Here is a 24,501-nt window from a genome sequence, read left to right as displayed (position 1 = left end):
GGGAATAGGAAAAAAGCGGTTTTTTTATGCTTGTTGTAAACGCAGTTTCGGGCAGCTTACTCGTTAGTGAGGTGCAGTGCCGTTCAGACAAGAAAAAGGAAAAGCAAGACGCTATTGCTGGCTACACGCAAGGCTTATGGCGCGCAGCCATTACTGTGAAATTGAATTTGGGCGTTATCGGCGGGGGAATAGCTGGCGCCAAGTGCTTGACTAAGCATGTCCAACTTCTCGTAGAGCGACTCTTGATAAAAAGTAACCGTGATGGTACAGTCAGCAAGCTTGTCTCGGTCGTAAAGAATATCGACCCCGTACGCTTTTTCCAGCGACTCCAATACCTTGCTAACGGGCTGCTTCTCGAATGTAAAGGCCTGCGGGGCGAGAACTATTGGGTTCGAGACTAGCTTCTTACGCAGCGGGCGCGGCGCTAAAGCAGAATAGGCTACTCGCTGGTTAGGCAGCAATACCACGCCCTTAGCAGCCGGTTGTACGGGTGTGGCGCTTAGCTGTGCTCCCCGGCGTAGTTGGACGGATACGCGTCCTTCGTGCACGGCTACCTCATTGGTTCGGCCTACGTAGGCTCTCACACGGAAGCTAGTGCCTAGCACCGTTGTCACGAGCTGGTCGGTGTAGACGAGAAAGGGCCGGGTCGGATTTTTCGCTACCTGGAAAAAAGCTTCGCCGTTCAGTTTAACTTCCCGGCGCGGACCCGCCAAGCTAGCTTTGTACTGAATGCTACTGCCTGGGTATAGGGTAATGCGGCTGCTGTCAACCAGGGTAAATACTTGTACTTGGTTGCCGGCATTGTGGTGCTGCACCCAGTTGGTTGCAGCCATAGTAGCTGATGTTGCCGATTGCCACTTACGAGGCAGCAGTACTGCCAACGCCACCCCGACCAGCAGCAAAACCATGGCGGCCCAGCGTACCACCGGCGTTTGGAAGAAAGAGGCGGGATGCCGTAGAACGCGACTGGAATCGGCTAGGCTCTTGTTGTCTTCTTGCGTAAGATGCTCAATCTGGCGCCACATGGCCGCCCGCACCTGGTCGTGTTCACCACGAGGTAGGGTCAAATTTTCTGGTGCTCCGAGTTGATTGCTCCACTGCTCGATTAACTCACGCTCACCTGGCCGGCTGGTGCCGTCGAGGTAACGCTGGAGCATGTCTTCGAATTCAACTTCCGTCATAGCAATAGCCCGAAGGTTGGCGTCTAAAAAGGAAGACGCTTACCTCGGACTTACCCCTAAAAGAGCAGGCCAAATTTTTTCAAACTTTTGCTTTAGGCGACATACGCCTGCTACACGGCCGCTTTTCAGCGTATAAAAAAGAGAAGGGGCAGCAACGCAACAAGGAATTCTCGCAAGTACGTGCGCAGCAACTTCAACGATTTGGTTAGGTGGTATTCAACTGCTTTGGGAGTCACGTCAAGCCGGGTAGCTATTTCCTCTACCGACTGGTGCTCTAATCGACTTAAACGAAATACTTCCCGCGACTTCTCGGGCAGTTGCTCTACGCCCCGCAAGAAAGCGGCCGACAAGTCGGCAACAGCCAGCGTGTCTTCGGTTTCGTGCGTCTCTTCAACTTGCAAGTTGCGGCAGTAATCGGCGTAGTGCGTTCGTATCCGGTGGGCACGAATGTAGCCAATCACCCGGCGGTTGATTGCGACCAGTAAGTAATGCTCCAACTGCTCAATGGTCTGCTGGGTCCGCTTGTGCCAGAGGGTAGCAAACAGTTCCTGAACTAGTTCTTCCGCTGTTTCCCGCGATTTCAACTTGCGGTAGGCCAACGCAAACACCCGATACCAGTACCGCTCATATATTTCAGCGAAAGCCCCCCGGTTATCCATTGCCAATGCTTCCAGCAAGGCAGCATCAGTCCAAGAAGCATAAAACCGGAGAGAGGAGCTCACGAATGCAAGTAGTTCAGATGGAAATTTTAAAGAGGAGTATGATAAATGTACTGATCTGTAATGAAATAGTAATACTCAAAATTCACTGGCTTTTTCAAAGCATAAGGAACGCTTACTAATCGAATAGCGTGGCTTGCTAAGAGAGCTCACAAGGGAATTGGAGGCAGTTGCTAAAAGAAATAGTCCCAACAGCTGCCCCCAATTAGCGGGAGTAACTGCTGGGACCAGTTGCGGACCGCATGCAGCGCGGTCGTTCTGTTTTATACTGCTACACTATCGAGGCCCTTTTGCAAGGCTGTGGGCTCGAACTCCGGCAGCTTCACGCCTTCGGCACGGGCCACGGTAACGTCGGTGAGGCCCAAGAACCTTAATATAATGCGCAAATAGGGTGTAGCATAATCATAGGCTTGCATCGGCCCTTCCGAGTAAATGCCGCCACTTGCTACGGCCAAGTACACCTTCTTACCCGTGATAAGCCCCTCCGGGCCGTTGGGCGTATATCGGAACGTGATGCCTGCCCGCGTGAGGTGGTCGAGCCAGGACTTGAGCGAGGAAGGAATACTGAAATTATAGAACGGAACCCCAATCACGAGGATGTCGGCCGCCATCACTTGGGCGATGGCTTCGTCGGAGTGGCGTACGGCCTGCTGCTGCTCAGGCGAGCGACTTTCGGCGGGCGCGAAGTATGCCTGCAAGTGCGCTTCTTCGAGGTGCGGAAACGGTTGGGTGGCCACGTTGCGCACGACGACCGTACTGCCGGGATGCGCAGCCAGCAACTTGTTGATGATGCCCTCGCTGAGTTGCGTGCTGTACGAGTCGGCGCCGCGGGCGCTGGAAATGATGTGCAGAATCTGCATAAAAAAGGAAGAAATGAGGTGATACACTACGCGCAAGCCCTCGTGGCTCAACGGCCACGGAAAACTGCCCGTCCCTTGAGTAGCCAAATGAATCGTTTGGTACTCTGATTACCTCAAGTAATCAGCTGCCCCTTTGTTTGTACCTTGCCCCTACTACAGATTACGCGGCGGTAGCCTGATTACCTGCCGGTAATCAGGCCTACTGGCCCTTTACTGCATTCCTTCTGCTGCCATGAACAAACACCAACAATCCCAATGCGTCCCGACGATGCAAGCTCTGCGCCACGCCTTATTGGTTGTCAGTGGCAAGTGGAAGCTCCAAATCATTGTGGCGTTGCAGGACGGCACCCGGCATTTCCGTGGCTTAGAGCGCAGCGTGCCGGGCATCTCCACCAAAGTGCTGGCCAAGGAACTCAAGGACTTGGAAGCCCACCAGTTCATTGCTCGCACCGTGCACCCCGGTCCACCCGTGGTGGTGGAATACAACGTCTTGCCGTATGCTCGCTCGCTCGACCCCGTCATTGAGGTTTTAAAAGCTTGGGGCCTCCAGCATCAGCAGCGCTTAGAAGCGGGTAATGGGAGTCGGAATAAACAGCATTCCAGCGACTGTAAGTCTTAGCCCTATTGTGAATAGAGGCGTCGCCTAAGAAATAGGGGAGAAAACCAACGGAAACCACAGGTAACAGCGTTGTAAGGAAACTACTATTCTACTACCAACTGGTTTTACGATGAAACAAAGCCTGATTTGCGTCCTTGGTTGCTCGCTGAGCTTGTTTTCGTGTTCTCGCGAAAATCAAACTGTTGCCGATCCGGCCACGCCGGATTCTGCCACCGCCCCAGTGGAAACCAAGGCCCCCAATACGAGCTATCGGCCCGCCTTTGCCGGTCAAACCCGGATTGGTGGGGTTACGACTGCAGCCGATAGCTACCGGGCTACCATCGTCACGTCCTCGCTAACGAGTCCATGGGGTATCACTAGTCTACCAGATGGGCGCTTGTTGGTAACCGAGAAAGCGGGCCGGATGCGCCTTGTGACCCCGGCCGGCGTGGTTAGTGAGCCCATTACGGGCATCCCGGCGGTCAATTCATCTGGGCAGGGCGGGCTACTGGGCCTTTGCCTCGATCCTGATTTTGCCACTAACCGGCTGGTGTACTGGTCGTTTTCGGAGGCCCGGCCCGATGGCAATCTGACGGCTATTGCGAAGGGTCGATTGGCAGACAACGGCCGAACCGTGGAAGGGGCCACCGTTATTTACCGCGCCCAGCCCGCTTACGCTGGCACACTTCACTACGGGGGCCGCGTGGTGTTCGACCGTACCGGCAACTTGCTGGTAAGCACCGGCGAACGTTCGGATTTAGCTACCCGGCCCCAGGCGCAAGTGGTTACGTCCGCCCTCGGCAAGATACTCCGCATCACCAAAGACGGGCAGCCGGCGCCCGGCAATCCGGTTTTCCAGCAAGCGGGCGCCCGGCCCGAGTTGTATTCCATTGGCCATCGGAATCCGCAGGGTTTGGCCATCCATCCGGTGACCGGGGAGGCCTGGCAAAGTGAACATGGCCCTCGCGGGGGCGACGAAATAAACCGCCTGCAAGCCGGCTCTAATTACGGGTGGCCCACCATCACCTACGGTATCGAATACAGCGGGAGCCCGTGGGCAGCGGTATTCAACAGCGTGAGGGACTTGAGCAGCCTGTCTACTACTGGGACCCGGTAGTGTCGCCGAGCGGGATGACGTTCTATAGCAGTGACCGTATTGCCGGCTGGCGTAATAATCTGTTTATCGGCTCTCTAAGCGGGACGCACATTGTGCGCTTAGTTATTGACAACAACCGGGTGGTAGGTGAAGAACGGCTGTTGGCCAGCGAAGGGCAGCGTTTCCGGGACATCACCCAAGGGACCGACGGTGCCTTGTACGCTATTACCGATCAAGGCCGCCTGTATCGAATTGATAAGTCGTAGCACCTTTCACTCACCGGCAGGCACCTTGTAGCGTCCACCCCTACTTGTCAACATCTTACGCAAGTCGATCTGACACTCGTCACTTTGATTACCACACGACCACGGAGCCGGCAACCACAAGATCCATACGGCCTCCGCTCAACGTTACCGGCACGCGGGCAGTGCTTAGTTGATGAATCTGGCTTTGTAGGGCGCTGCAACTCTTTATCGAAGCGCATTTGCGTGATGGGCCGCAATGACCAGAGTAGTTAGAACGCCTCGTCTAGCGTGAACGTGTTGTCGGTGCGGGTACTCAGCACGCCGGCTTTCTGGTAGTCCCCTACCCGCTTTTCAAAGAAATTGGTTTTGCCTTGCAGCGAAATCATTTCCATGAAGTCGAAGGGGTTGGCGGTATGGTAGAGCTTGCCGCAGCCGAGGGCCACCAGCAGCCGATCAGCCACAAACTCTATATACTGGCTCATAGCTTGGGCATTCATGCCAATCAAACTTACCGGCAGCGCCTCGGTCACAAACTCCTGCTCGATGGTTACCGCCTCGCGGATGATGCCGTGTATCCGGGCCTCAGGCAGCTTGTTTTCGAGGTAGCCGTAGAGCAGGCAGGCGAAGTCGCAGTGCAGCCCTTCGTCGCGCGAAATCATTTCGTTGGAAAACGTGAGGCCCGGCATCAGGCCGCGCTTTTTCAACCAGAAGATCGAGCAGAACGACCCCGAAAAGAAGATGCCTTCCACAGCGGCGAAGGCAACCAGCCGTTCGGCGAAATGCTCGGAATTGATCCAGGTTAATGCCCAGTGGCCTTTGCGCTGCACAGCCGGGACGGTTTCCAGGGCGTGAAAGAGGTGGGTTTTCTCTTCCACATCTTTGATATAGGTATCAATCAGCAGCGAATAGGTTTCACTGTGAATGTTTTCCATCATGATCTGGAAGCCATAGAAACAGCGCGCTTCGGGCAACTGCACTTCCTGCAGAAAATTGACGGCCAGATTCTCGTTTACAATACCGTCCGACGCCGCGAAGAACGCTAGCACGTGTTTAAGAAAGTGCCGTTCGTGGTCGTTGAGGTTACTCCAGTCTTTTTGGTCTTGTGCAAGGTCGATTTCCTCGGCCGTCCAGAACGAGGCTTCCGCCTTTTTGTAGAACTCCCATACGGTGGGGTTCTGGATGGGAAATAGCACGAAACGGTTGGGGTTTTCGGCAAGTAAGGGCTCCATCGATTGATAATTTCAGGAAGGGAAAATGCGCAGCCGGGTTACTCGCTCCAGGGCGAGTTAAGCACCAGTTCGCAGAAATTGGGGCTTTTGTAGCCGGGGATAAAGCGCTCGGCCACGTCGGCCTTGATGTTGCCGAAGGTTGTTTCGGGCTTGTGGGCGAAACCGCCGAAGAAGGTTTGCAGGATGTTGTCTTTGAAGCCCGTGCGCGGGAAGGCCGCCAGCACCTGCTCGCGCTGCTCCGCCGAGAGATGCTCGTAGCCGTCGCCCATCACGTCGAGGCCCACGCCCGAATACAACAAGGCAACTTCGGGCTCTTTCCACTCGGCCACGCCTATGGTGGTGTGCAGGGCAATGGCATCCCATACCACCTGCGCATCGTGGGCCGGGATACCGTGCGACTGCAAAAAGCTGCGGGCAGCGTCAGCTCCGTCTACTTCAAAGCGCTTGTGCTTACTGCAGTAATGCTTAGTTAACCCCAAATCGTGAAAAACGGCACTGATGTAGAGCAGTTCGGGGTCGAATTTCACCTGCGCCCGCTGGCCGTTCAGTACGCCGTAGACATATACCCGCAAGGAATGATTGTAGAGAAACTCGGTGCCGTGCTCTAAGAGTAGTTCGGTGGCCTGCTGAGCGAGGGTGGAATCGGGCAGGCGCACGCCGGCCACCTGCTTTAAAAGAGTTTGTGCCATGGATTTAGAAAATGAAAACGGGTGAATTGAAAAGCAAAAGAGTACCGGCTCGCCCCTGGGCAGAGGCGGGAGTAGAAGCAGCAAGCTGCGCGACAACAAAAGGACTAAGAAGGGCGAGTGTACGCTCTTAAGCTGAGCGGGCCAGTAGGCGCTGGAGCTGGCGGGGGTTGCGGAAGCCGCACCGCTCGGCAATAACTTGGCGCGTTAAGCTGGATGTAGCCACGAGCGTGCGGGCCGCCTCAGTCCGGATTTTAGTGGAAAACTCGTTGATGCTTATCCCAGCATGCTGGCGGAACAAGCGCGTGAGGTTGCGCGGGCTGCTGTGCGCAACCTCCGCCAGGACTTCCAGAGTTGGGTTTTCGGCTAGATGGTCGAGCAAGTAATCTTGGGCCCGGTGCACACCCGGGTGCAGATGATTGCGGTGGTCGAGATATACGCTTACCTGCCCGTGCACCCCGTTGCGGCGGTAATAGAGAACCAGCCGGCGACTTACCTTGTACGTCAACAGGGGGCCGAACCGCTCTTCCAGTAAGGCTAGTGCCAAGTCGATGCCCGCCGCAATGCCAGCACTGGTATACACGCCCCGGTCGTGCACGAACAGCCGGTCGACGAGCACCCGGCTGTCGGGGCAGGCTTGTTGCAACGCGCCTACGTGCTGCCAATGGGTGGTGCAGGTTCGCCCTTGCAGCAGGCCGGCGGCCCCCAGCACAAACGCGCCGGTGCACACCGAGCACAAGTCCACCCCACGCGCGGAAAGCGCCCGCAGCCAGGCGTAAAATTCTTGGTAATCTTCGCTTGCTAGCAAAGGCAGTGCGCTATCGGCGATGCCGGGAACAATCATTAGGTCACCGGCTTGGGGCGTCACGGAATCGAAGCGAGGCACGGCGGCAAACGCCAGCCCGGCCGAGCTGCGTGGAGCGGACTGGTACTGCACGTACGCCAGCTGCAGATCGGCTCCTTGGGCAGCGGCTTCTTCAAAGACCTGGACCGGACCAGCCAAATCCAGCAAGGTGCAGTGGTCTGGCACAACGAAGATGATAGTGGGCATAAGTAGTGATTGAATGCACAAATATCCACTGCCCAGCCAAAGCACCCTAGGCCAATGTTCAGACATTTTCGGCCAAGAGCTCACCGCCAGCAAGGAAGGCGATTCCACCCCAAACGAACAGAAACAAAGGTTGCTCTCAAACCAGTGATACCCTGTATGCCGATAAGTTGATTAGCAATATCCTCGCTGCCATGGGGCCGAAACCAGCCAAGACCATTTTCGGAAAGAATACGCTGCCGCAGACTCCTATCTGTGAAGGAGCTTGGCGACGGGCGCAGGGCGGGGAGGCAGGTATCAAGGCAACGACAGCAGAAGTGCAAGAGACCTAAGGTTTATGCCAGCAGCTAACAACGACTCCTATTCAGGTGCTACTCAGCGCTTATCAAGCTAGCCAGGCGTCTTCAACAAACAAGATCAGCACCGGCGTTTTAATTGTTGTCGTATTGCGTACTTCACCTTTCCCGCGAGGTGGTAAGCTTGTGGCTTGAGAAAGACCAGGACCGCGCAGCAGACCAAGAAAAGCTACGTGTGAAGTCAAGCTTTTTCGCTACTTTAACATACGCCTTTCTTTTACCGCGCCTGCCGCTGGTTGGTGCGGAATGCCCCGTTATAGTTAGTTAGTTTAGGTGCAGAGACGGGTACGCTTTATATCTACTTCCCGTCTCTAGTTCTTCTCTCTGTTATCTTCTACTCCGTGTCCCAGGCTTGGTACTGCTCGGACTTGGGTTTCTACTTCGATGGCGGCGCGAAAGCAGCCTGCTCTTCTGCTTATCCTCTCTACCGCTATTTATCTTGTTTTGTCATGGCTTTGTTGTCTTCCGCCCGCTTGCGGCGAAACCTGGAGCGTTTACAACAACTGCACTTTCTTCCAGCAACAGAATTCAGCGAACTAGAATTGCTTGAGATTCTGGCTGCTACAATAGAGGATTTACACAGTTTGTATCCCGCCCACATACCCGAAACCAAGCAGTATGCTTTGTTGCAGCAACTAGCCGTGCTGGATCTTATCCAAGAATCTCAGGCAAAGGATGCCTTTTTTCTCACTTTCCCTGCCAACTGGCACTCCGCGCAGCAAGCTTTGCTTCAAGCAATTGAATTCGCCCTTGCCCACGCCGTCCGCCCAGCTACCCCATCAACGAAGCCAAATAGCAGGGCACAGAATTAAGCTGAAGTAAGCCAAGTTTGGTACGACACCAGGGCTAGTAGCTACACAACGAGCATGCTCGAAAATAAGACGGGTTCTTACGGATTCCAGCAACGTGGCTTGGCTCGAATTCTACAACAAAGCCAGTAAGGTACCATCTACTCGAAGTAAATTCCTTCATTGCTCAGTCATACATAAGGAAACGAGTGTGTGCATATAGCAGCTATTTGTTTGCTTCTACCGCCGAGCCGTTTTTCTTCTTGGCACGTTTTCTCTCATGCACAATAGCCATTGAACTAGTTCCTTATAATGCTAACTGGGGCCTGGCCTTCACCCACGAGGCCACGGTGTGGCGCCAGGTGTTAGGCGACAACCTGGTAGCAATTCACCATATAGGCAGTACCGCCATCCCGGCCATACTGGCCAAACCTGTTGTCGACATCCTGGGCGTAGTCAGCGACTTGGCAGCTGTGGACGAGGCCACTCCCCGTTTGGAGGTGCTTGGTTACATAGCTAAGGGCGAAAACGGCATTCCAAGACGCCGTTATTTCCAAAAGAAGGATGTTACGGGGGCGCACAGTCATCATGTCCACCTCTTTGCGGTAGGAGCCGACCCAATTGAACACCACCTCGCGTTTCGGGATTACCTACGGGCCCATCCCGCCGCTGCTGCTCGGTACTCGCAGGTGAAGGTGCTGGCGCTGGCCAACCAGCCGCTTACCAGGCAAGCCTACCAAGATGCTAAAGGACCCTTTATTACTGCGCTTCAAGCGGAGGCTGTTGCTTGGTATCGCCGAGGGGATGGTTACTAAACCGGCTGCGCTTACTACTCATGTGTAGATTTGCGCAGAGGATAGGGCAGCCATTGTTTTGGTGCGATTCTGCGCTCATCAAGACCCAGTGGCACTAGTTTCTACCTTTCCCGAAAGTAATAGGATGACGAGCCAAGGATTAGTGTGCTAGAAAAGCGCAGTATCACCAAGTCAACTAGAGCAGCTCAACGCAAAACATTTAGTGTGCAATACGTAAGCTTAAAAACCCGGCCCTTTCTGGATGCTGATCCACAGCCCGCTACGGCGCTGCTCTACTTGCAGGCGGCTCATAATGGATTCGCGCAGGTGAACGGGAAGTTGCTGCGCTTGCCAGCCCCACTCCTGCGCCACTCGGTGGGAGGCCGAAGCAGGATCGACAGCTACTAGCGCTTTCAACGCGTAATATGCTCCCCCGTAAGCATGCTGCGTCACGTGCGCTGTGGCTACTGCCTGTCCAGCCGCGTGTGCCGCACAGCAGGCTGCTGGGGTCGCTAACACAGACTTGGCCGCCGCATGCGCCCCAAGGGAAGCGCTGCGGATAACAGCCATCTCAAACAAACCGGTTTGTACCCACGCGCGGCCCACATCAAGGGCCCGTAGCGGCCGCTCATCAGTGGGTGAGACGCGTTGAAACAGCGGCAACACGCGTTCAGCACAGTCGAGTGACCACGCGGCCAGCGCTACTTGATCATCTTTCGAATACTTTTTCATAGGCTTCTTCCGAGTGATACCGACACAGGTACAACGTGAAAAGTCCCAACTACCTCCCCTACCTATTTATCTTGACGGCCGTTCAAGTTCACTAAGCCAACGTACAGTTTAAGGTCTTGAGAATGCGTGTTCGGCACTACCTAGATGCGGTTTTAAATTCTGCGGCTAGGGAGGGCGTACGCAACGCTAGCAAAGCGGTGGTTGGGAGCAAAACCTACAGCGCGTCATCATCAGGAGAGCGAGCAACGCGCTAGAAGCTTCGTCAACTGATGAGGAAACGAAAAACTTGTCGTGAGAAGTACCTAGCATCATAAACTGGTCGAGTCCATGCCCCACGGATCCATCTGGTGCTCGATCACGCACCCACTACTCCCGGGTAATAGGATGTAGCACGAAAGGCTCCAACAAGTCGCGCAGGGATAAGCTGTAAGGGGCGGCCACCTGGCCCGGGAGCGGAAGCGTGTCGCGCAATTGGGCCCAGACCGGATATGCTAGTTCACAGAAGCCCATACCCCAATAGGGAAACGCGCGCCGGGGCACCGGGCCCTGTCCGAGCAGTTGTAACTGCTCGTGGCGAGGGTCTTGCCGGATGAGCGCATAGACGGTTTCGACTTCTGGGCGGGTGCCTTCAAGTATCTGCAAAAAGTGCCCCTCACTGTACAGCAACAAGCCCGTCACGTGCTGCGACGCGTAGAAGGTGCGGGCTTTGGTTAGCAACTGGGTAAGGGCCTCAGCATCGAAAAGGACACACGCGCGGCTGGTATAGATCAACTGATAGAGCATCGCAAGGCAGAGTGAACAACCAAGAGAAAAGCCGTCCTACTACAAGCAAGAACACTGGCTTACCCAACAAGAGAGTACTACGCAAAGGACTACTCGCGCCCTTCCGGCCCGGGAGCGAACAACTGTTCTAAGCCGGGGGCGGGGGTGACTCAGTCGCGGACCTCAACAGCACGAGAAGCAGGCTACGCCTTCATCGCAAAAGCCGCGAAAATTGCAGCGTTGCAGCAAGATTGGTCCTATTGTTCAACCCCTGAACAGATAAGAGAAGATACCTATATTTTCGAATATAACTACTTAGTCTTGAGAAAAATACGTGAGCAGGCTCCGTAACCAGGCACAGTAGGCAAATCAGTGGTGGTGCCCTTATAAGCTTACTCTAAAAAGTCTATCATAACTAACATACCTCTTCTGAATTTACCCTAAGCCACATAGAATGTGCACCAGGAGGATTTTCAGCCGCTGCGGCAAACTAGGAAGCAGATAGACGTGGGTGTGAGGCTCTGCCCTACTCCTACCTGCAGCTCAGGCCAGGTTCCTTTGTAGTATGGTTATCTATACCTCACATTTTACATGGAAGCTGCCGTTTCCAGTACTAAGGGATAATTTAGCCGGTGCTTTTCTAGACGTGTACAGTTGCTGCACCTGGCAATGCATTTACCGCTTTCTGTGTGGCCCCTGCCCAACCAAAGGACGGGCTAGTGGTTCTCTCTCCACGACGATGACCTATCTACTTACGAACTGCCAACTCTATACGGGAGACGACTACTTACCCGGGCATGCCGTGCTCATCGAGGGGCAAACCATTGGCGCCGTGCTTCCCCCTTCGCAGCTACCGGCAGGCGTGCCGCAAGTTGATGCTCGTGGACAGTTCGTCTGTCCCGGTTTCGTTGATCTACAAGTCTATGGCGGTGGCGGTAGCGCCTTTGGCCTAACCCCGTCGTCATCTGCCTTAGCGCATCTGCGTCAGCATACGTTGCACCACGGTACGACCAGTTTTTTGCCTACCGTGCCCACCACTACGCCTGCTGTCCTAGCGCAAGCCGTCGCCGCCGTTCGGCAGGCCCTGCCCACGATGCCTGGTTTGTTGGGGCTGCACCTGGAAGGCCCGTTTTTGAGTGCTGCTAAACGAGGCGTGCATCCGGTCGCGTACTTGGTTGAGCCCACACTAGTTAGCCTGCGCGCCTTTCTGCACCAAACCCAAGGGGCTGTGCGTCTACTCACCGTGGCGCCCGAAGTGCTAGGGTCCGCCGAACAGGCTCTGCTGCGCACAAGCGGAGTAGTGCTATCGGCCGGACATTCCAACGCCACGTACGAGCAGGGCATGGACGCTTTCGCTCACGGGTTTTCAGTGGCCACTCACCTTTTCAATGGCATGTCGGCATTCACTAGCCGTGAACCCGGTTTAGTGGGTGCCATATACGACCACCCAACCGTGCCCGCTAGCATCGTCGTTGATGGACGCCACTGCGCCTATGCCAGCGTGCGCATTAGCAAACGGCTGCTGGGCGAGCGGCTCTTTCTTATCAGTGATGCCACCGATGTGGGCGGGGAGGGCGCCTACGCGTTTTACCGCCAAGCCGACCATTTTGTGGATGCCAGCGGCACACTGGCTGGCTCGGGGTTGACATTGCTACGTGCCGTACGCAATTGTGTGCAACATGTGGGGCTCTCGTTGGCCGAGAGCTTGCGCATGGCCTCGCTCTACCCGGCCCGGGTCCTGGGGTTAGCGCACGAGCTAGGCCGGGTGGCGCCGGGCTACCGAGCCGATTTATGTGTATTTGATGCCACTTTCACCGCGCAAGCCACCATCTTAGCTGGTCAGCTACAGTGGCACCGGGAAGCTCTCGAACCAACCAAGCCTGCAACTTGAAATTCTTTACTTGTATTTGCTGCCGTGCAATAAGTTCGGCAGCATTAAGCGCGAATTGGCCGCGTAAAAATTGCTGGTGGTTGGTCGCAAGCAGGGGGCTTTCTGGTGTGGCTTCGCACTACGTGTCTACTTTCCGTGCTAAGGGCCGTAAGTGGCTTCACCGGGTATTCACCTTCTTCCCGCGCTTTTGCTGATGACGCCCTTGCCGTGCGTGCTACTGATCGACGACGATACAACCACTAATTTTCTTAACCGCACGCTGCTTACCCGCTTAGGCGTGGCCGAACGCATCCTCGTTGCGGAAGATGGCGAACAGGCCCTACGCAACTTAAACCAGTACTGCTTGCCGCCCACGCCCAATTGTCCGGTACTCATCCTGCTCGACGTAAACATGCCCGGCATGAACGGCATCGAGTTCCTGACAGAATACCAGCAGTTGCCGCTCGTCGAGCAACAGGCCATCGTCATCGTGATGCTTACTACTTCGCTGCACCCGCGCGACGTGCAGCGCGTCGAGCAGCTTAACCTAGTAGCGGGTTTCATCAGCAAGCCCCTGACCTCGGATAAAGTTCAAGAGCTACTGCACACGCACTTTCCGTCGGAGCCAGCGGCGTAGCTCTTCCGGGATGGATTATGCGGGCACGGATGAGGCAACGGCCGCATCCGGCAAAGGCAGCGCGATTCTAAAGGTGGTACCCTCACCTTCGGCGCTTTCGAAACTGATGGTGCCTTCATGCAATTCTACAATGGTCTTGATAATCGACATGCCCAAACCTGTGCTGCGCTCCCCGCGCAAGCCCGGCCGGCGCGCCTTGGTGAACTTCTCGAACAAGGTCGGTTGTAGGGCCTCAGGAATACCGATACCCGTATCGGCCACAGTTACCAGGGCCTGACCGGCTTGGTTTACTACACTAACGGTGATGGTGCCGCCATCAGGGGTGAATTTGAGCGCATTGCTGAGCAGGTTGTTGACCACCTGCATAAATTTGTTCTGGTCCAACTCCACGTAAAGCGGCTCCTGCGCGACCTCAAACACAAACGACTTGCCCACGTAAGGTTCGCCCTGCTGGTATTGGTCGAGTACCAAGCGCAACTTTTCCACCAGATCCACCCGCTCGCGCTTGAGCTCCACGTTGACCGAGTCCAGAAACTCGTGGTCCACGAAGTCGCGGATCAGGTTGACGCTGTCGCCGCACAGCACCCGCATGTGCTCGACCATGCGTAGCAACTCAGGATTCTGCAGCGGGGCCATGGCTTCGTGAAAGTAGTCGCTCATTTGCTGCAACATAGCAAAGGGACCGGCCAGATCGTGGGAGAGAATTTCGAGCGTAGTGTTCTTTTTTGAGTTGTACTTGTCGGCGTGCCAGAGCATGCGCTTGGTGGCCGTGATGTCTTCCACCATGCCGCCCACTTGCGTCTGACCCTCGGGCCCGACCAGTTGGTGCGGGGTGATAGAGAAGTGCTGGTCTTCGCCCTCGCCCCCGCTCAAGCGCAGTTCGAAAGGCTCCAGTAGCCGGCCGACTTGCCAGCGCCGCCAGCAGTCGGCAGCATGGTCGCGGTCGTCGAGGTGCACGCGTGCCAGCAAGCCCGATAGCTCTTCATTCACTTGGGTGCACTGCCCGTGCAAGACCTGTTCGTAGGCGGGGTTCACGTAGGACACACGTTCAGCAACGGTATCATAAACAAAAAAGACCTGGTGAGCATGCTGCAAAAAGCTCTCAAAGAAGGCGGAGGGAAAGGAGGCCATGAGCAGGATTAACGAGGAGCGGAAAAGATACAAATACGGTGAAAAACCGGACTACTGCCAACCCTTTCGGACAGGGTGCAATACTGCTGACCGGTATCGCAATAGCCGTCAGACAGCAACTATATAGGCAAAACCTCGGTCTGGGTACTCCATTTTCTTGAATGTCCACTACGTAGGCAACATGAGGGAATGTTACCGTTTTGACCTTTAAGTGGCTACACTTAATATCTGCCAGCTTTGCCTTAGTGGCAAGCCTGCTTGCCAGCACCCGCTCCGGTTACAGTGCTTAATAGCGGCGGTTAAGTTTCACCGCCAAGGTCTACCTTATTCTGCTTTAAAGCATCGATCCGAAAGAAATTTCTTTCAGAGTGTACCCGCTTAATCCTGTACGGCCACGGGCCTGATTCTGAATTCGGAGCAATGCTTAACGGCTAACAACGCTCTTTGAGTGGCAAAATAGCTCTCTTCGTTGATTGGATGTTGAGCCCTACTTGTTCAATAGAGCGAGTGTTGCTGGCATAGGATTATAATCTGGCCTAACACAAACGCTAAGCAGCTTGACAGCAAGCTACCCGCGGCAGCGTTTGTGCGCGTGCATAAATTATTTGTTGTGTCGTTGGTTTACATTCACACTATGGAACGCAGCCGAACCGCATTTTATGCTCCCATAGGCGCTCTTGTAGTTGCTGCCAGTCGGCGCGGTGATCGGGATGGGCAAACTCCAAGATTTTATGGCCCACTACGCCTTCCACTCTAGTACAACCCAACATCTCAACCACCACCTGATTGGCTTGCCGGATGGTCAGGTCGGGGGTGATGATTTTTTGGCTTAAAGGGGAGTTTTCGAAGACCGTGCGAAAGCGCGCCTGTTCTCCCTCGTGCACTATTGAGGCCACCTGCTCTGCGCAGAGATCCTCGTTTTTTTCTCGTAGCGCGTGGTTTTTGACCTATCTAAATCGCAACGGGCCCGCGTGCAGCCCGCGGAAGCCGTGGATGTAATGACCCTTCTCGACGATGTTCGCTACGAGCTGGGCCCCCTACTGACAACCTCCGAGGCTGACCTGACGGTCGAGCTAACGACTTGTCCTACGATTTGCTTTGCCCCGCTGCAGCTGCGCACGATCGTGGAGCATCTGCTCCGCAACGCGCTACAGTATCGCTCCTTCGACCGCCCTGCCCAGGTTGCCGTACGGACCTACTCCTGCCCGGGCTACACGGTGCTGGAAGTGTAGGACAACGGCTTAGGACTTGACGCAGGGTACTTACCCAAGCTCTTTACCATGTTCCAGCGCTTCCACGACCATGTCGAGGGCGCGGGCATCGGCCTGTACATGATCCAGCACATGGTTCACAACGCAGGCGGGAATATGGAGGTACAAAGTCAATTGGGGGTTGGATCGACGTTTTCCGTCTACCTGCCGCGGGACCCCAACCCGACCGCCTGACAACTTTTTAACCGCGACCCTCCCGCCTTCTTATTTCATTCCAAGAAGGAACGTAGCGGTTGCCGAACCTTTCTGCTTACCCCGTAAAAGTGCGCATCGGGCGCAGAAACAAGCAAGAAGCTGCTCTACGCAAGATTAGAAAAGCCAATGAAGCTGGCGGTGATGTTAAGCAAACCCCTACATGACATCAAAAGCATATGCGATTGCAAGACATCTAGTTTATTTCAACTACTGAGTACCATGAGGGTAGAAGGGTTGAAATGTATGGTCAGTTAGGTTGCTGAGCATAGTTGCTTGGCAGAAGTCTGAACTTGTGCGGTACGACAAGGTTATTGCCACGGTTTATAGTGGCTACTGCTCCTACGGGTCGCGCTACCAGTAAAAACCTTCACTTAATAGGCAGAAAACAGATGAAATTCACTTTCCTCCTTACGGCCGCGCTGGCGGCTTTTGCAGTTCAGGCATCTGCGCAAACCGCTACCACTACGGCCGCGCCGCGCGTGGCTGCCGACCAGATTGCAACCAAAAAAGGTCCCCTCACGGTACAGCCTATCACGCACGGCAGCGTAGTATTCACGTGGAACGGGAAAACCATTTATGTGGACCCTTACGGCGGGGCAGCGGCCTATACCGGGCTGGCCGCACCCGGTGTCATCCTAATCACCGACATCCACGGCGACCATCTAGACCCGAAGACACTGGCCGGCCTCTCAGTTGGTAAGGCCATACTAGTGGTGCCTAAAGCAGTGGCCGATCAGCTGCCAACCACCTACAAATCGCAAGTACGCATCCTGAGCAACGGCCAGCGGCTCGACACACTCGGGATGACTATTTCGGCTATTCCTATGTACAACCTGCCCGAAGCGGCCGATGCGATGCACCCCAAAGGTCGAGGTAATGGCTACGTGCTGAACCTGGGTGGCAAAAACGTCTACCTGTCTGGCGATACCGAAGACATTGCCGAAATGCGCGCCTTACAGGGCATCGACGTGGCGTTCGTGTGCATGAACCTGCCGTACACCATGGACGTGAATCAAGCTGCGCAGGGTGTACTGGCCTTCAAACCGGGCATCGTGTACCCCTACCACTACCGGGGCCAAAACGGTCTGAGCGACGTGGACAGCTTCAAGAAAACCGTGAACACGGCCAACAAGAAAATTGACGTTCGGCTGCGCAACTGGTACCCGGTGGCCAAGTAAGGTGAATCAACAACTAAGAACGTCCTGCCGCGCCTCTGTCTCGGCAGGACGTTCTTGTGTTTTGGAGCCCACCCCACAAACCTGTTTGTTGGAGCCGAATCTGAGACTATTGGCTTGGAGTGGGAGCAATTGCTAGCTAGTGGCCGTAGCATACCAAGCGAATGCCTATGCTACTAGCCGCTATCGAGCAGTTTAGGGAACTAGGAGCCTGCCAGTGGCCTGAGTCGGTACCAACTCGCCTACGCGGGACCAGGTTACAAGGCGCGGCGCAATTGGTTGCGGGTTAATCGTGCAATATCTAGCCGCTCCTCACCACCCGCTCGTAGGTGGTGGGGCCGTTTCTCTTCAATATCTTTCTCGATAACCCCGCCGTGCGCGGTTCACGCCCATGACCTGCTCCCAGTTGTGCTTTACGTGGGCAACGCCTTGCACACCTAGGCCTTTACTGAACTCCTGTTCCAGCGGCTTAGTGCTATGCGGCCACCGATGGGCCGCACGATTCATTTCAACGATGGCGTTTGACGCTATCGTGGCGGCCATTGGGTATGACCGGATCTATGCCAACATCTTGGTGGTGGAGCAAAGCCGAATCACTGATTTAACAGTCCGAGTAAACAAGCAGAAATATTTCGGTCAGGACGGATTGTACTTTTGTGGGTTCTGGATTGGCCTGACCGGCGTGATGCGAGAAATCGGCTTGGATGCTCAGAAAATCGCGAGGCATATTGCTGACGCCTTGCAACCCACTGGTAAGGTTAAAGAAAGTAGAAGCGGAAAGTTTCTCGTGGGAGTAGGATTGGTGGTTGGGGCCGTGCTTGGTTATCAACTTATTCGTGCCCGGATGCGGGGCACCAGTTCTTCGCTCGTCTAAGAGGTGCTGCGGCAGGGACGTGCTAACGAAGGGTACTAAAGCATGGTTGGCAAACAAGCAGTTACCAAGCACGCGTAGCGCGCAGCTTATGGGCAGCACGGGATAGAACGGCGCAGGGTTAACGGGTGCGAGCTTTGTGCTCGACCAAGTACGCGCGGCATAACGCCGCGCTCTGAGCCGTAGATAATTGGTGGCCTCCTTTTGCTTGCTGCTACAAGCTACAGGACCAGCCAAGCGAAACAGTCGGCAGGTCAGCAATATGATTTATTCCTTATACATTTAGCTGTTTTCATTAGCCTACTTCCTAGGCTCGGGTAATAACCTGCTACATATCCCCGCTCGTCTGCCTCTATTTCTCACCATTTATTGCCTATGAAAGCAATTCTTACACTCCTGGGATGCTTGTTCATCACTTTCCAGAGTACCGCGCAGACCTTCATGCGCACCGAGCTACCCACGGGCTTATCCACGCCCTGGGAAATGACCTACGGTCCCGACAACTTTCTGTGGTTGACCGAAGCTGGGGGCCGCGTTTCGCGAGTTAATCCGACAACCGGAGAGAAAGTCGTCGTCTATACCGCACCTGATTACTTTAGCGGTTCACCGCTCGAGCAGTCCCCTTATTGCTTCCAGCCCAACGTTGGCACCGGCACCCTAGGCTTGGCCCTGCATCCCGATTTTTCTGCCAGCACGACCGCCTATGTCTACTACGTGTACTCCTACAACAGTGGCACGACGCAGGCGCCGAAGACGCAATTTAAAATCGTGCGCTTAACCTGGGATGCTACCAGCCAACGCGTGGTGGCCAACCGGGATTTAGTGCTAAACCTGCCCACGGGCTACGACCATTTAGGTGGCCGGCTTTTAGCTATCAAGCAGAATGGGATTCCGTTCCTGTACTTTACCACCGGCGACAACGGCATTTCCGATGCCAACAGCCCGGATTGCTATGTGCCGCAGACCAGCAATCCGAATAATCTGGCCCAGGATCCGGCCGCCAAAAACGGGAAAGTGCATCGCTTCAACATCGATGGCACCGTACCGAGTGACAACCCCATTCCCGGCAACTCCTTTTTCACCCGCGGGCATCGTAACCCGCAAGGGTTGATGTACAATCCCGTCCAGAACGTGGTCTACGACATCGAACATGGCGACCGGACCGACGACGAAATCAACGTGCTCGTCAAAGGCATGAACTACGGCTGGAAAAATGTACGGGGCTACCACGGGGACAACAACTACCCGGGCGAGGCGGCCTACATTCAGGCGTACGTGCCCCACCCCTTGATTGCTAATGATCAGCTTAAACCGGCTTTTTACGCGTGGTGCGCCGTGCCGCAACCCACCAATCCCAACTCGGCGGATTGGTGCTCGGTAGCCCCTCCGACGGCCTCTACTATGGCAATAGCGCCATTGCAGCCTGGACCAACAGCCTGTTGGTGGTTACCCTGAAAGCGGGAACGAATACGCAACCGCAACTCTACCAGTTCAAGCTAAATACGGATGGCATCACCTTGGCGCCTTCCACGCTGGACCAACCGAATCCCAGAACGTTTTTCAGCGGCGACCAAGCCCTCAATGGTCGGCTCCGCGACATTGCCGTTTCCCCGGATGGGCAAAAGATCTACTTGATCAACAACAACTTTGGTGGAACGGACAAGGACAAGATCATTGTCTACACCTATGCGCAAAATAATCCTCCCAACCAGGCCCCGGTAGCCACCGCGGGCCCCACCCAAACGATTACCCTGCCCACGAGCAGCACCCGCCTGAGTGGCTCAGGCACCGATGCCGACGGCTCGATTGTTGGCTACAGTTGGACGCAAGTCAGTGGACCCAATTCGGCTAGCTTTTCCAGCCCCACCGAGCCCGCGCCCACTGTCAGCGGACTAGTAGCCGGCACGTACGTATTCAGCTTGGTGGTGACTGATAACGGTGGCTTGCGTAGCCCCGCCAGCCAGACCACGCTCATCGTTAACCCCGCTACCCCCACCAGTGGTACGGCCCTCTACCGCATCCATGCTGGCGGTGACCAAGTCACCACCTCCCTGGGTCCCTTCGCCGCCGATCGGTACGCCTCGGGCGGGACTACCTTCACCACTGACCAGCCTATTGCCGGCACGCAAGATGACGCCCTCTATCAGACCGAGCGTTACGGCAATGCCTTCTCCTATGCCTTCCCCGTCAGCCGCGGCCAGCAGTACCAGGTCGTGCTCCACTTTGCTGAGGTCTACGCCACCCAGGCCGGCCAGCGCGTCTTTGATGTAGCCGCGGAAGGCAATAAGGTGCTCGACAATTACGACATCTATAGCAAAGTAGGCGCCTACACCGCCACCACTGAGCGCTTCACGGTAACCGTAGCCGATGACGAACTCAATCTTGATTTTAGCTCGTTAGCCAGCGAAGGCGGAGTCGACAACGCCAAGGTCTCGGCCATTGAGATCTATGCTTTAGGCACCACTACCCCGACGGCCGTGCTGCGCCTCAACGCTGGCAGCGGCCAACTCACCACGAGCGTGGGCACTTTCGCCGCCGATCAGTACGCAGCGGGCGGCTCGGTCTTCTCGACCGACCAAGCCATTGCTGGTACTGAAGATGATGCCTTGTACCAAACGGAACGTTACGGGCGCTTCACCTACAATCTGCCTGTGCCCAACGGCCAGTACACCGTCAAGCTGCACTTCGCTGAACTCTACTGGAACAGCACCGGCCAGCGCGTGTTTGATGTGGCGGCCGAAGGCAGGACGGTGCTTAATACCTATGACATCGTCAAGAAAGTAGGGCCGCTGACGGCCACCATCGAAACCTTCCCCGTCACCGTCAATGACGGCCAGCTCACCTTAGCCTTTACTCCCGGCACCGGCGGCGTGGACCAGCCCAAGGTGTCGGCCATTGAGGTGCTGGAAGTGGCGCCGACGACGGTGTTGCGCCTTAAGGCCGGCGGGGACGCGCTGAATACCTCGTTCGGCCGCTTTGCTGCCGACCAGTTCTTTGCCGGCGGCTCCGACTTCGCCACCGACCAGCCTATTGCTGGTACTGAGGATGATGCCTTGTACCAGACCGAGCGTTACGGCAATTTCGTCTACAGCCTGCCCGTACCCAATGGCCCGTACACGGTTAAGCTGCACTTTGCTGAGCTGTACTGGAGTGCCCCGGGCCAGCGCCTGTTCGACGTCGCGGCGGAAGGTGCCTCGGTGCTCCGCGCCTACGACATTGTAAAAAAGGTAGGGCCGCTGACAGCTACCACCGAAACTTTCCCCGTCACTGTCAATGACGGCGTGCTCTCGTTGGCCTTCGCTCCTGGGGCAGCAGGCGTAGATCAGCCCAAAGTGTCAGCCATCGAAGTGCTGAGCGCAGATCAAGCCCTGCCAGCAGTTGCTGCCCGCTCTAGTGCGAGCCCCTGGCAACCGTTTCTTTGGCCAAACCGCCGGTCTACAGCGACCAAGTCAAACTCTTTCCCAACCCATCTGCCGATGGCCGCGTCACCGTCGAGCTGCCCGCTTCTTTTCAGGGTGAAATCACCTACACCTTGGTCTCTTCACTGGGCACGACTCTAAGCCGCGGCCAGCGCACGGTTTCGGCAACCGGGCAGCCCTTGACTTTCGACTTCTCGCAGCAACTGCCAACCCAAGGACTCTACTATCTGCATCTAAGCGGGGCCAAAGCTCGGGCCCACGTCAAGTTGCTGCGCCAATAACTTGCGACGTACTAACGCGTTCCAAAGGTCCTCATTTCGGAATAGCCGTCGTTGGGGAACATCAGTTAGAAACTAGTTGCCGTGCTTAGCATAGCACTCTTCCTAGAAAGCAAAAAGGGTCTGCTGCCTTGGGCGGCAGACCCTTTCTCTGCCTTAGCCTGCTATCCAGAATCTGACAAACGTAAAAACGACTTATTAGACCATCAATATGAATCTTGGTGTCCGATTAGGAATCTTACTACTTCCCTTGTTAACCTGCTCTTGTTGGACCACAAAACAGGTAAAACAAGTTCGCTGGCAAAACTATACTTTCCACCTAGCCGTCTCCGATGGGGGAGCAACTACTAATTTCAACTGGAAAGTGACGGCTCGCTACCAAGGCCTCTTCGGCACACGCGAGAAGACCGTGTTTGAAGCCTACGGCGGCCCCTATTTAACTGATATGCAGGTAGAAAATAGCACCTTGGTGCTGCTCGCCTACGATGGCCAAGCCGAACGAATTGAGCTGGACTTACAGCACCTAGAAGCGTTATTAGAAGACTCCGTCCGATATCACCGCTACTCGTTGCGGCAAAGCAACAGTTTTTACCAAGAGCCCGCGTTCATCAACGCCCAGCGGGAGAAAGAGCAATATCTAGACTTAGAAGCAGCACAACGCCGACAGCAGCAAGAAGCCCAACGACACTAGGCCGCCAGAGTAACTGACCTATGCAAGTCAGCTTAGGAGGTTTGCTAAACATAAAAATTGGTGCAGTTGCCGAACGCAGCACTATACCTTCAACCTAGCCTACCACTTTTCCATGATAGTGTCTACATGATAGTGTCTATAAGACTTAGTTAAGGCGCTTGTAGAGCTATGTAGTATCAAACCTTGTACCTAAGGTTAATAAGTAGCCAAGTTGAATTTACTACTTCATGCCCGCCGGCCTTACTTCTGTAGGTCGCAGCAAAGCCACTTTTTACTAGTGCAAGAAGCACCAGCCGCTAAATAGTAATGCCGCCTGAATTAGTATCCAAACGGCATTCCCGATCCTATTAACAGCAAGGAATCCCTGACGCCAGAGTTAAACGAGCGTGCTGAGTGCTTCCCGGCTGTAGCCTTTCAACTCGTTGGTGCGGCCCTGCTGAATTTTTTCCACCCAGCTGGGATCCACAATCAACTGACGGCCTACAGCGACTAAATCGAATTCTTCCCGGTCTAGACGGCGCATCAACTCGTCTAAGGAGCGAGGCTCCGACGCTTCGCCGGCGAAACCAGCCAGGAACTCTCCGGATAAGCCCACCGACCCAACCGTAATAGTCGTTTTGCCGGTTAGTTTTTTTACCCATCCAGCAAAATTCAAATCCGAGTTTTCCTGCGCAAATTCCGGCTCCCAAAAGCGGCGTTGCGAGCAGTGAAAGATGTCTACGCCAGCTGCAGCTAGGGGCGCGAGCCACGCCTCCATTTCCTGGGACGTATGAGCCAGTTTGACGCCAAAATCCTGCTGTTTCCACTGCGAGAGACGCAGGCTGATTACAAACTCTTCGCCTACTTGCTGCCGAACTTGCTGCACAAGTTCGATTGCTAAGCGGCTTCGGTCGGGCAGGGTAGTACCACCGTAACCATCCGGACGCTGGTTGGTGCCGTCCCAGAAGAATTGATCGATCAGATAACCATGTGCGCCGTGCAGTTCTAGGCAATCAAACCCTAAGCGCTTAGCCGCCGCCGCCGCTTGGGCAAAGGCCGCAATTGTGTCGGCCAAATCATTTTCCGTCATCGCCTTACCTTTTGGCGTGCCGGGCGCAACCAAGCCTGAGGGACCTTCAAAGGGCTCAGACGGTTTCCACCCCGACGGATGGTCCTGCATCACGCCCATGTGCCAGATTTGAGGGCCCATTTTGCCGCCTGCCGCGTGCACTTCGTTGATGACGTGCTGCCAGCCGGCCAGCGCCTGCTCGCCATAGAAATGCGGCACATTGGGTTCATTCGACGAAGCGGGCCGCTCGATGACGGTTCCCTCCGAGAGAATCTAGCCCACCTGGCCTTCGGCCCGGCGGCGGTAGTACGCGGCTACGTCGGGACCTGGTACGCCATTAGGCGAAAAGGAGCGCGTCACAGACGCCATGACAATGCGATTCTTGAGTTGCAAGGATTTCAGCGAAAAAGGGCTGAACAAGGCATTAGAAGCCATAAAAAAGAAAGGCTAGGTGAAAAAGTAGATAGTAACCTGGAAAGGACTTAGTTGATTGAATTATTTAGAAAAGGCTTGCGGTTACTAGTTATTGTACATCTACTGGCTGCTTTCAATCAGCTATGGCAAGGCCTAACTTCAGCACAGAGAAAACTTCCTCCTCGTCGCTGGCCCCGGGGCATGCAATCCCAATCAGTATCCGTTACTCTTTTGCTTACCCCCACTCTGCTATTCTTGCGCTGTGCCTCGGGTTTTTCTTCTTTGCCTTGGAGGGTGGGCTGTGTTCATGATTACCCTTGCCTAGCCCCCGCTGCGGGTGAAGGCACAAGCCGGCCTGAGCGCCAGCATGTGTGCCGTATTTTGGCTACCAGTAGGTAACCACTATG

The 24,501-nt window shown here is 55.2% G+C and carries 24 protein-coding genes and 2 pseudogenes; 15 read left to right on the top strand and 11 right to left on the bottom strand.

What is annotated here, in order from left to right; translation table 11 throughout:
* Window positions 1-134: 134 nt before the first annotated feature.
* The 3 genes from MUN86_RS29460 to MUN86_RS29450 form a co-directional block, all read right to left on the bottom strand.
* On the bottom strand, window positions 135-1,181 hold the full coding sequence (locus tag MUN86_RS29460; protein ID WP_245127472.1) for a FecR family protein: 1,047 nt from the start codon (window positions 1,179-1,181) through the stop codon (window positions 135-137).
* Between the two features lie 125 nt (window positions 1,182-1,306).
* Complete coding sequence (locus tag MUN86_RS29455; RefSeq protein ID WP_245127471.1) at window positions 1,307-1,903, bottom strand: RNA polymerase sigma factor; 597 nt, start codon at window positions 1,901-1,903, stop codon at window positions 1,307-1,309.
* Window positions 1,904-2,163: 260 nt separating this feature from the next.
* Complete coding sequence (locus MUN86_RS29450) at window positions 2,164-2,760, bottom strand: FMN-dependent NADH-azoreductase (RefSeq protein ID WP_245127470.1); 597 nt, start codon at window positions 2,758-2,760, stop codon at window positions 2,164-2,166.
* A 232-nt stretch (window positions 2,761-2,992) separates the two neighbouring features.
* Between MUN86_RS29450 and MUN86_RS29445 the strand changes: the two genes are divergently transcribed.
* Together MUN86_RS29445 and MUN86_RS29440 are read left to right on the top strand one after the other, a co-directional pair.
* Window positions 2,993-3,379 carry a winged helix-turn-helix transcriptional regulator gene (locus MUN86_RS29445; RefSeq protein ID WP_245127469.1) on the top strand — a complete coding sequence of 129 codons (387 nt, stop codon included), beginning with the start codon at window positions 2,993-2,995 and terminating at the stop codon, window positions 3,377-3,379.
* Window positions 3,380-3,488: 109 nt separating this feature from the next.
* A pseudogene (locus MUN86_RS29440) lies at window positions 3,489-4,720 on the top strand (PQQ-dependent sugar dehydrogenase).
* Window positions 4,721-4,968: 248 nt separating this feature from the next.
* Here the strand turns inward: MUN86_RS29440 and MUN86_RS29435 are convergent.
* The 3 genes from MUN86_RS29435 to MUN86_RS29425 all read right to left on the bottom strand — a co-directional run bounded on the left by MUN86_RS29435 (window position 4,969) and on the right by MUN86_RS29425 (window position 7,665).
* Window positions 4,969-5,928, bottom strand: coding sequence for a ribonucleoside-diphosphate reductase small subunit (locus tag MUN86_RS29435; protein WP_245127468.1), 960 nt, complete (start codon window positions 5,926-5,928; stop codon window positions 4,969-4,971).
* A 38-nt stretch (window positions 5,929-5,966) separates the two neighbouring features.
* A complete protein-coding gene (locus MUN86_RS29430) occupies window positions 5,967-6,617 on the bottom strand; it encodes an HD domain-containing protein (protein ID WP_245127467.1) in 651 nt (216 codons plus the stop codon).
* Between the two features lie 127 nt (window positions 6,618-6,744).
* A complete protein-coding gene (locus tag MUN86_RS29425; RefSeq protein WP_245127466.1) occupies window positions 6,745-7,665 on the bottom strand; it encodes a GlxA family transcriptional regulator in 921 nt (306 codons plus the stop codon).
* A 191-nt stretch (window positions 7,666-7,856) separates the two neighbouring features.
* Between MUN86_RS29425 and MUN86_RS29420 the strand changes: the two genes are divergently transcribed.
* From MUN86_RS29420 to MUN86_RS29410, 3 genes are all read left to right on the top strand, one after another.
* Window positions 7,857-7,994 carry a hypothetical protein gene (locus MUN86_RS29420; protein WP_245127465.1) on the top strand — a complete coding sequence of 46 codons (138 nt, stop codon included), beginning with the start codon at window positions 7,857-7,859 and terminating at the stop codon, window positions 7,992-7,994.
* 392 nt (window positions 7,995-8,386) lie between these two features.
* Window positions 8,387-8,830 (top strand): hypothetical protein, encoded by a 444-nt coding sequence (locus tag MUN86_RS29415; protein ID WP_245127464.1) that lies wholly within the window; start codon window positions 8,387-8,389, stop codon window positions 8,828-8,830.
* Between the two features lie 239 nt (window positions 8,831-9,069).
* Entirely contained in the window at window positions 9,070-9,621 is a 552-nt protein-coding gene (locus MUN86_RS29410) for a GrpB family protein (RefSeq protein ID WP_245127463.1), read from the top strand.
* A 219-nt stretch (window positions 9,622-9,840) separates the two neighbouring features.
* Here the strand turns inward: MUN86_RS29410 and MUN86_RS29405 are convergent, their stop codons facing one another.
* Together MUN86_RS29405 and MUN86_RS29400 are read right to left on the bottom strand one after the other, a co-directional pair.
* A complete protein-coding gene (locus MUN86_RS29405; protein ID WP_245127462.1) occupies window positions 9,841-10,332 on the bottom strand; it encodes a putative immunity protein in 492 nt (163 codons plus the stop codon).
* A 366-nt stretch (window positions 10,333-10,698) separates the two neighbouring features.
* A complete protein-coding gene (locus MUN86_RS29400) occupies window positions 10,699-11,115 on the bottom strand; it encodes a BLUF domain-containing protein (RefSeq protein WP_245127461.1) in 417 nt (138 codons plus the stop codon).
* A gap of 718 nt (window positions 11,116-11,833) precedes the next feature.
* Between MUN86_RS29400 and nagA the strand changes: the two genes are divergently transcribed.
* The gene (gene nagA, locus MUN86_RS29395; protein ID WP_245127460.1) at window positions 11,834-12,985 is read left to right on the top strand and encodes an N-acetylglucosamine-6-phosphate deacetylase; all 1,152 of its coding nucleotides are present in this window, start codon (window positions 11,834-11,836) and stop codon (window positions 12,983-12,985) included.
* A gap of 193 nt (window positions 12,986-13,178) precedes the next feature.
* A complete protein-coding gene (locus MUN86_RS29390) occupies window positions 13,179-13,601 on the top strand; it encodes a response regulator (protein ID WP_245127459.1) in 423 nt (140 codons plus the stop codon).
* Between the two features lie 15 nt (window positions 13,602-13,616).
* Here the strand turns inward: MUN86_RS29390 and MUN86_RS29385 are convergent, their stop codons facing one another.
* Entirely contained in the window at window positions 13,617-14,732 is a 1,116-nt protein-coding gene (locus MUN86_RS29385; RefSeq protein ID WP_245127458.1) for a PAS domain-containing sensor histidine kinase, read from the bottom strand.
* A gap of 632 nt (window positions 14,733-15,364) precedes the next feature.
* Window positions 15,365-15,628: a PAS domain S-box protein gene (locus MUN86_RS29380; protein WP_245127457.1), complete on the bottom strand. Its 264-nt coding sequence runs from the start codon at window positions 15,626-15,628 to the stop codon at window positions 15,365-15,367.
* Between the two features lie 39 nt (window positions 15,629-15,667).
* On the opposite strand from MUN86_RS29380, the gene MUN86_RS29375 reads away from it, so the two are divergent.
* The 8 genes from MUN86_RS29375 to MUN86_RS29340 all read left to right on the top strand — a co-directional run bounded on the left by MUN86_RS29375 (window position 15,668) and on the right by MUN86_RS29340 (window position 22,632).
* Complete coding sequence (locus tag MUN86_RS29375) at window positions 15,668-15,964, top strand: hypothetical protein (RefSeq protein ID WP_245127456.1); 297 nt, start codon at window positions 15,668-15,670, stop codon at window positions 15,962-15,964.
* Between the two features lie 48 nt (window positions 15,965-16,012).
* Complete coding sequence (locus MUN86_RS29370; protein WP_245127455.1) at window positions 16,013-16,177, top strand: ATP-binding protein; 165 nt, start codon at window positions 16,013-16,015, stop codon at window positions 16,175-16,177.
* A gap of 410 nt (window positions 16,178-16,587) precedes the next feature.
* Window positions 16,588-17,376, top strand: coding sequence for an MBL fold metallo-hydrolase (locus tag MUN86_RS29365; RefSeq protein ID WP_245127454.1), 789 nt, complete (start codon window positions 16,588-16,590; stop codon window positions 17,374-17,376).
* Window positions 17,377-17,887: 511 nt separating this feature from the next.
* The gene (locus MUN86_RS29360; RefSeq protein ID WP_245127453.1) at window positions 17,888-18,247 is read left to right on the top strand and encodes a hypothetical protein; all 360 of its coding nucleotides are present in this window, start codon (window positions 17,888-17,890) and stop codon (window positions 18,245-18,247) included.
* A 372-nt stretch (window positions 18,248-18,619) separates the two neighbouring features.
* Window positions 18,620-19,699 carry a PQQ-dependent sugar dehydrogenase gene (locus MUN86_RS29355; protein ID WP_245127452.1) on the top strand — a complete coding sequence of 360 codons (1,080 nt, stop codon included), beginning with the start codon at window positions 18,620-18,622 and terminating at the stop codon, window positions 19,697-19,699.
* A complete protein-coding gene (locus MUN86_RS29350) occupies window positions 19,615-21,804 on the top strand; it encodes a malectin domain-containing carbohydrate-binding protein (RefSeq protein ID WP_311182649.1) in 2,190 nt (729 codons plus the stop codon). Before MUN86_RS29355 ends, MUN86_RS29350 begins: the two co-directional genes overlap by 85 nt.
* Complete coding sequence (locus MUN86_RS29345) at window positions 21,741-21,944, top strand: hypothetical protein (protein WP_245127546.1); 204 nt, start codon at window positions 21,741-21,743, stop codon at window positions 21,942-21,944. Before MUN86_RS29350 ends, MUN86_RS29345 begins: the two co-directional genes overlap by 64 nt.
* 247 nt (window positions 21,945-22,191) lie before the next feature.
* The gene (locus MUN86_RS29340; RefSeq protein WP_245127451.1) at window positions 22,192-22,632 is read left to right on the top strand and encodes a hypothetical protein; all 441 of its coding nucleotides are present in this window, start codon (window positions 22,192-22,194) and stop codon (window positions 22,630-22,632) included.
* 376 nt (window positions 22,633-23,008) lie between these two features.
* Here the strand turns inward: MUN86_RS29340 and MUN86_RS29335 are convergent.
* Window positions 23,009-24,115, bottom strand: a pseudogene (locus tag MUN86_RS29335) (NADH:flavin oxidoreductase).
* Window positions 24,116-24,501: the final 386 nt, after the last annotated feature.

Source organism: Hymenobacter volaticus, assembly GCF_022921055.1.
GTDB lineage: Bacteria > Bacteroidota > Bacteroidia > Cytophagales > Hymenobacteraceae > Hymenobacter > Hymenobacter volaticus.
This window is presented reverse-complemented; position numbering and strand designations above follow the sequence as displayed.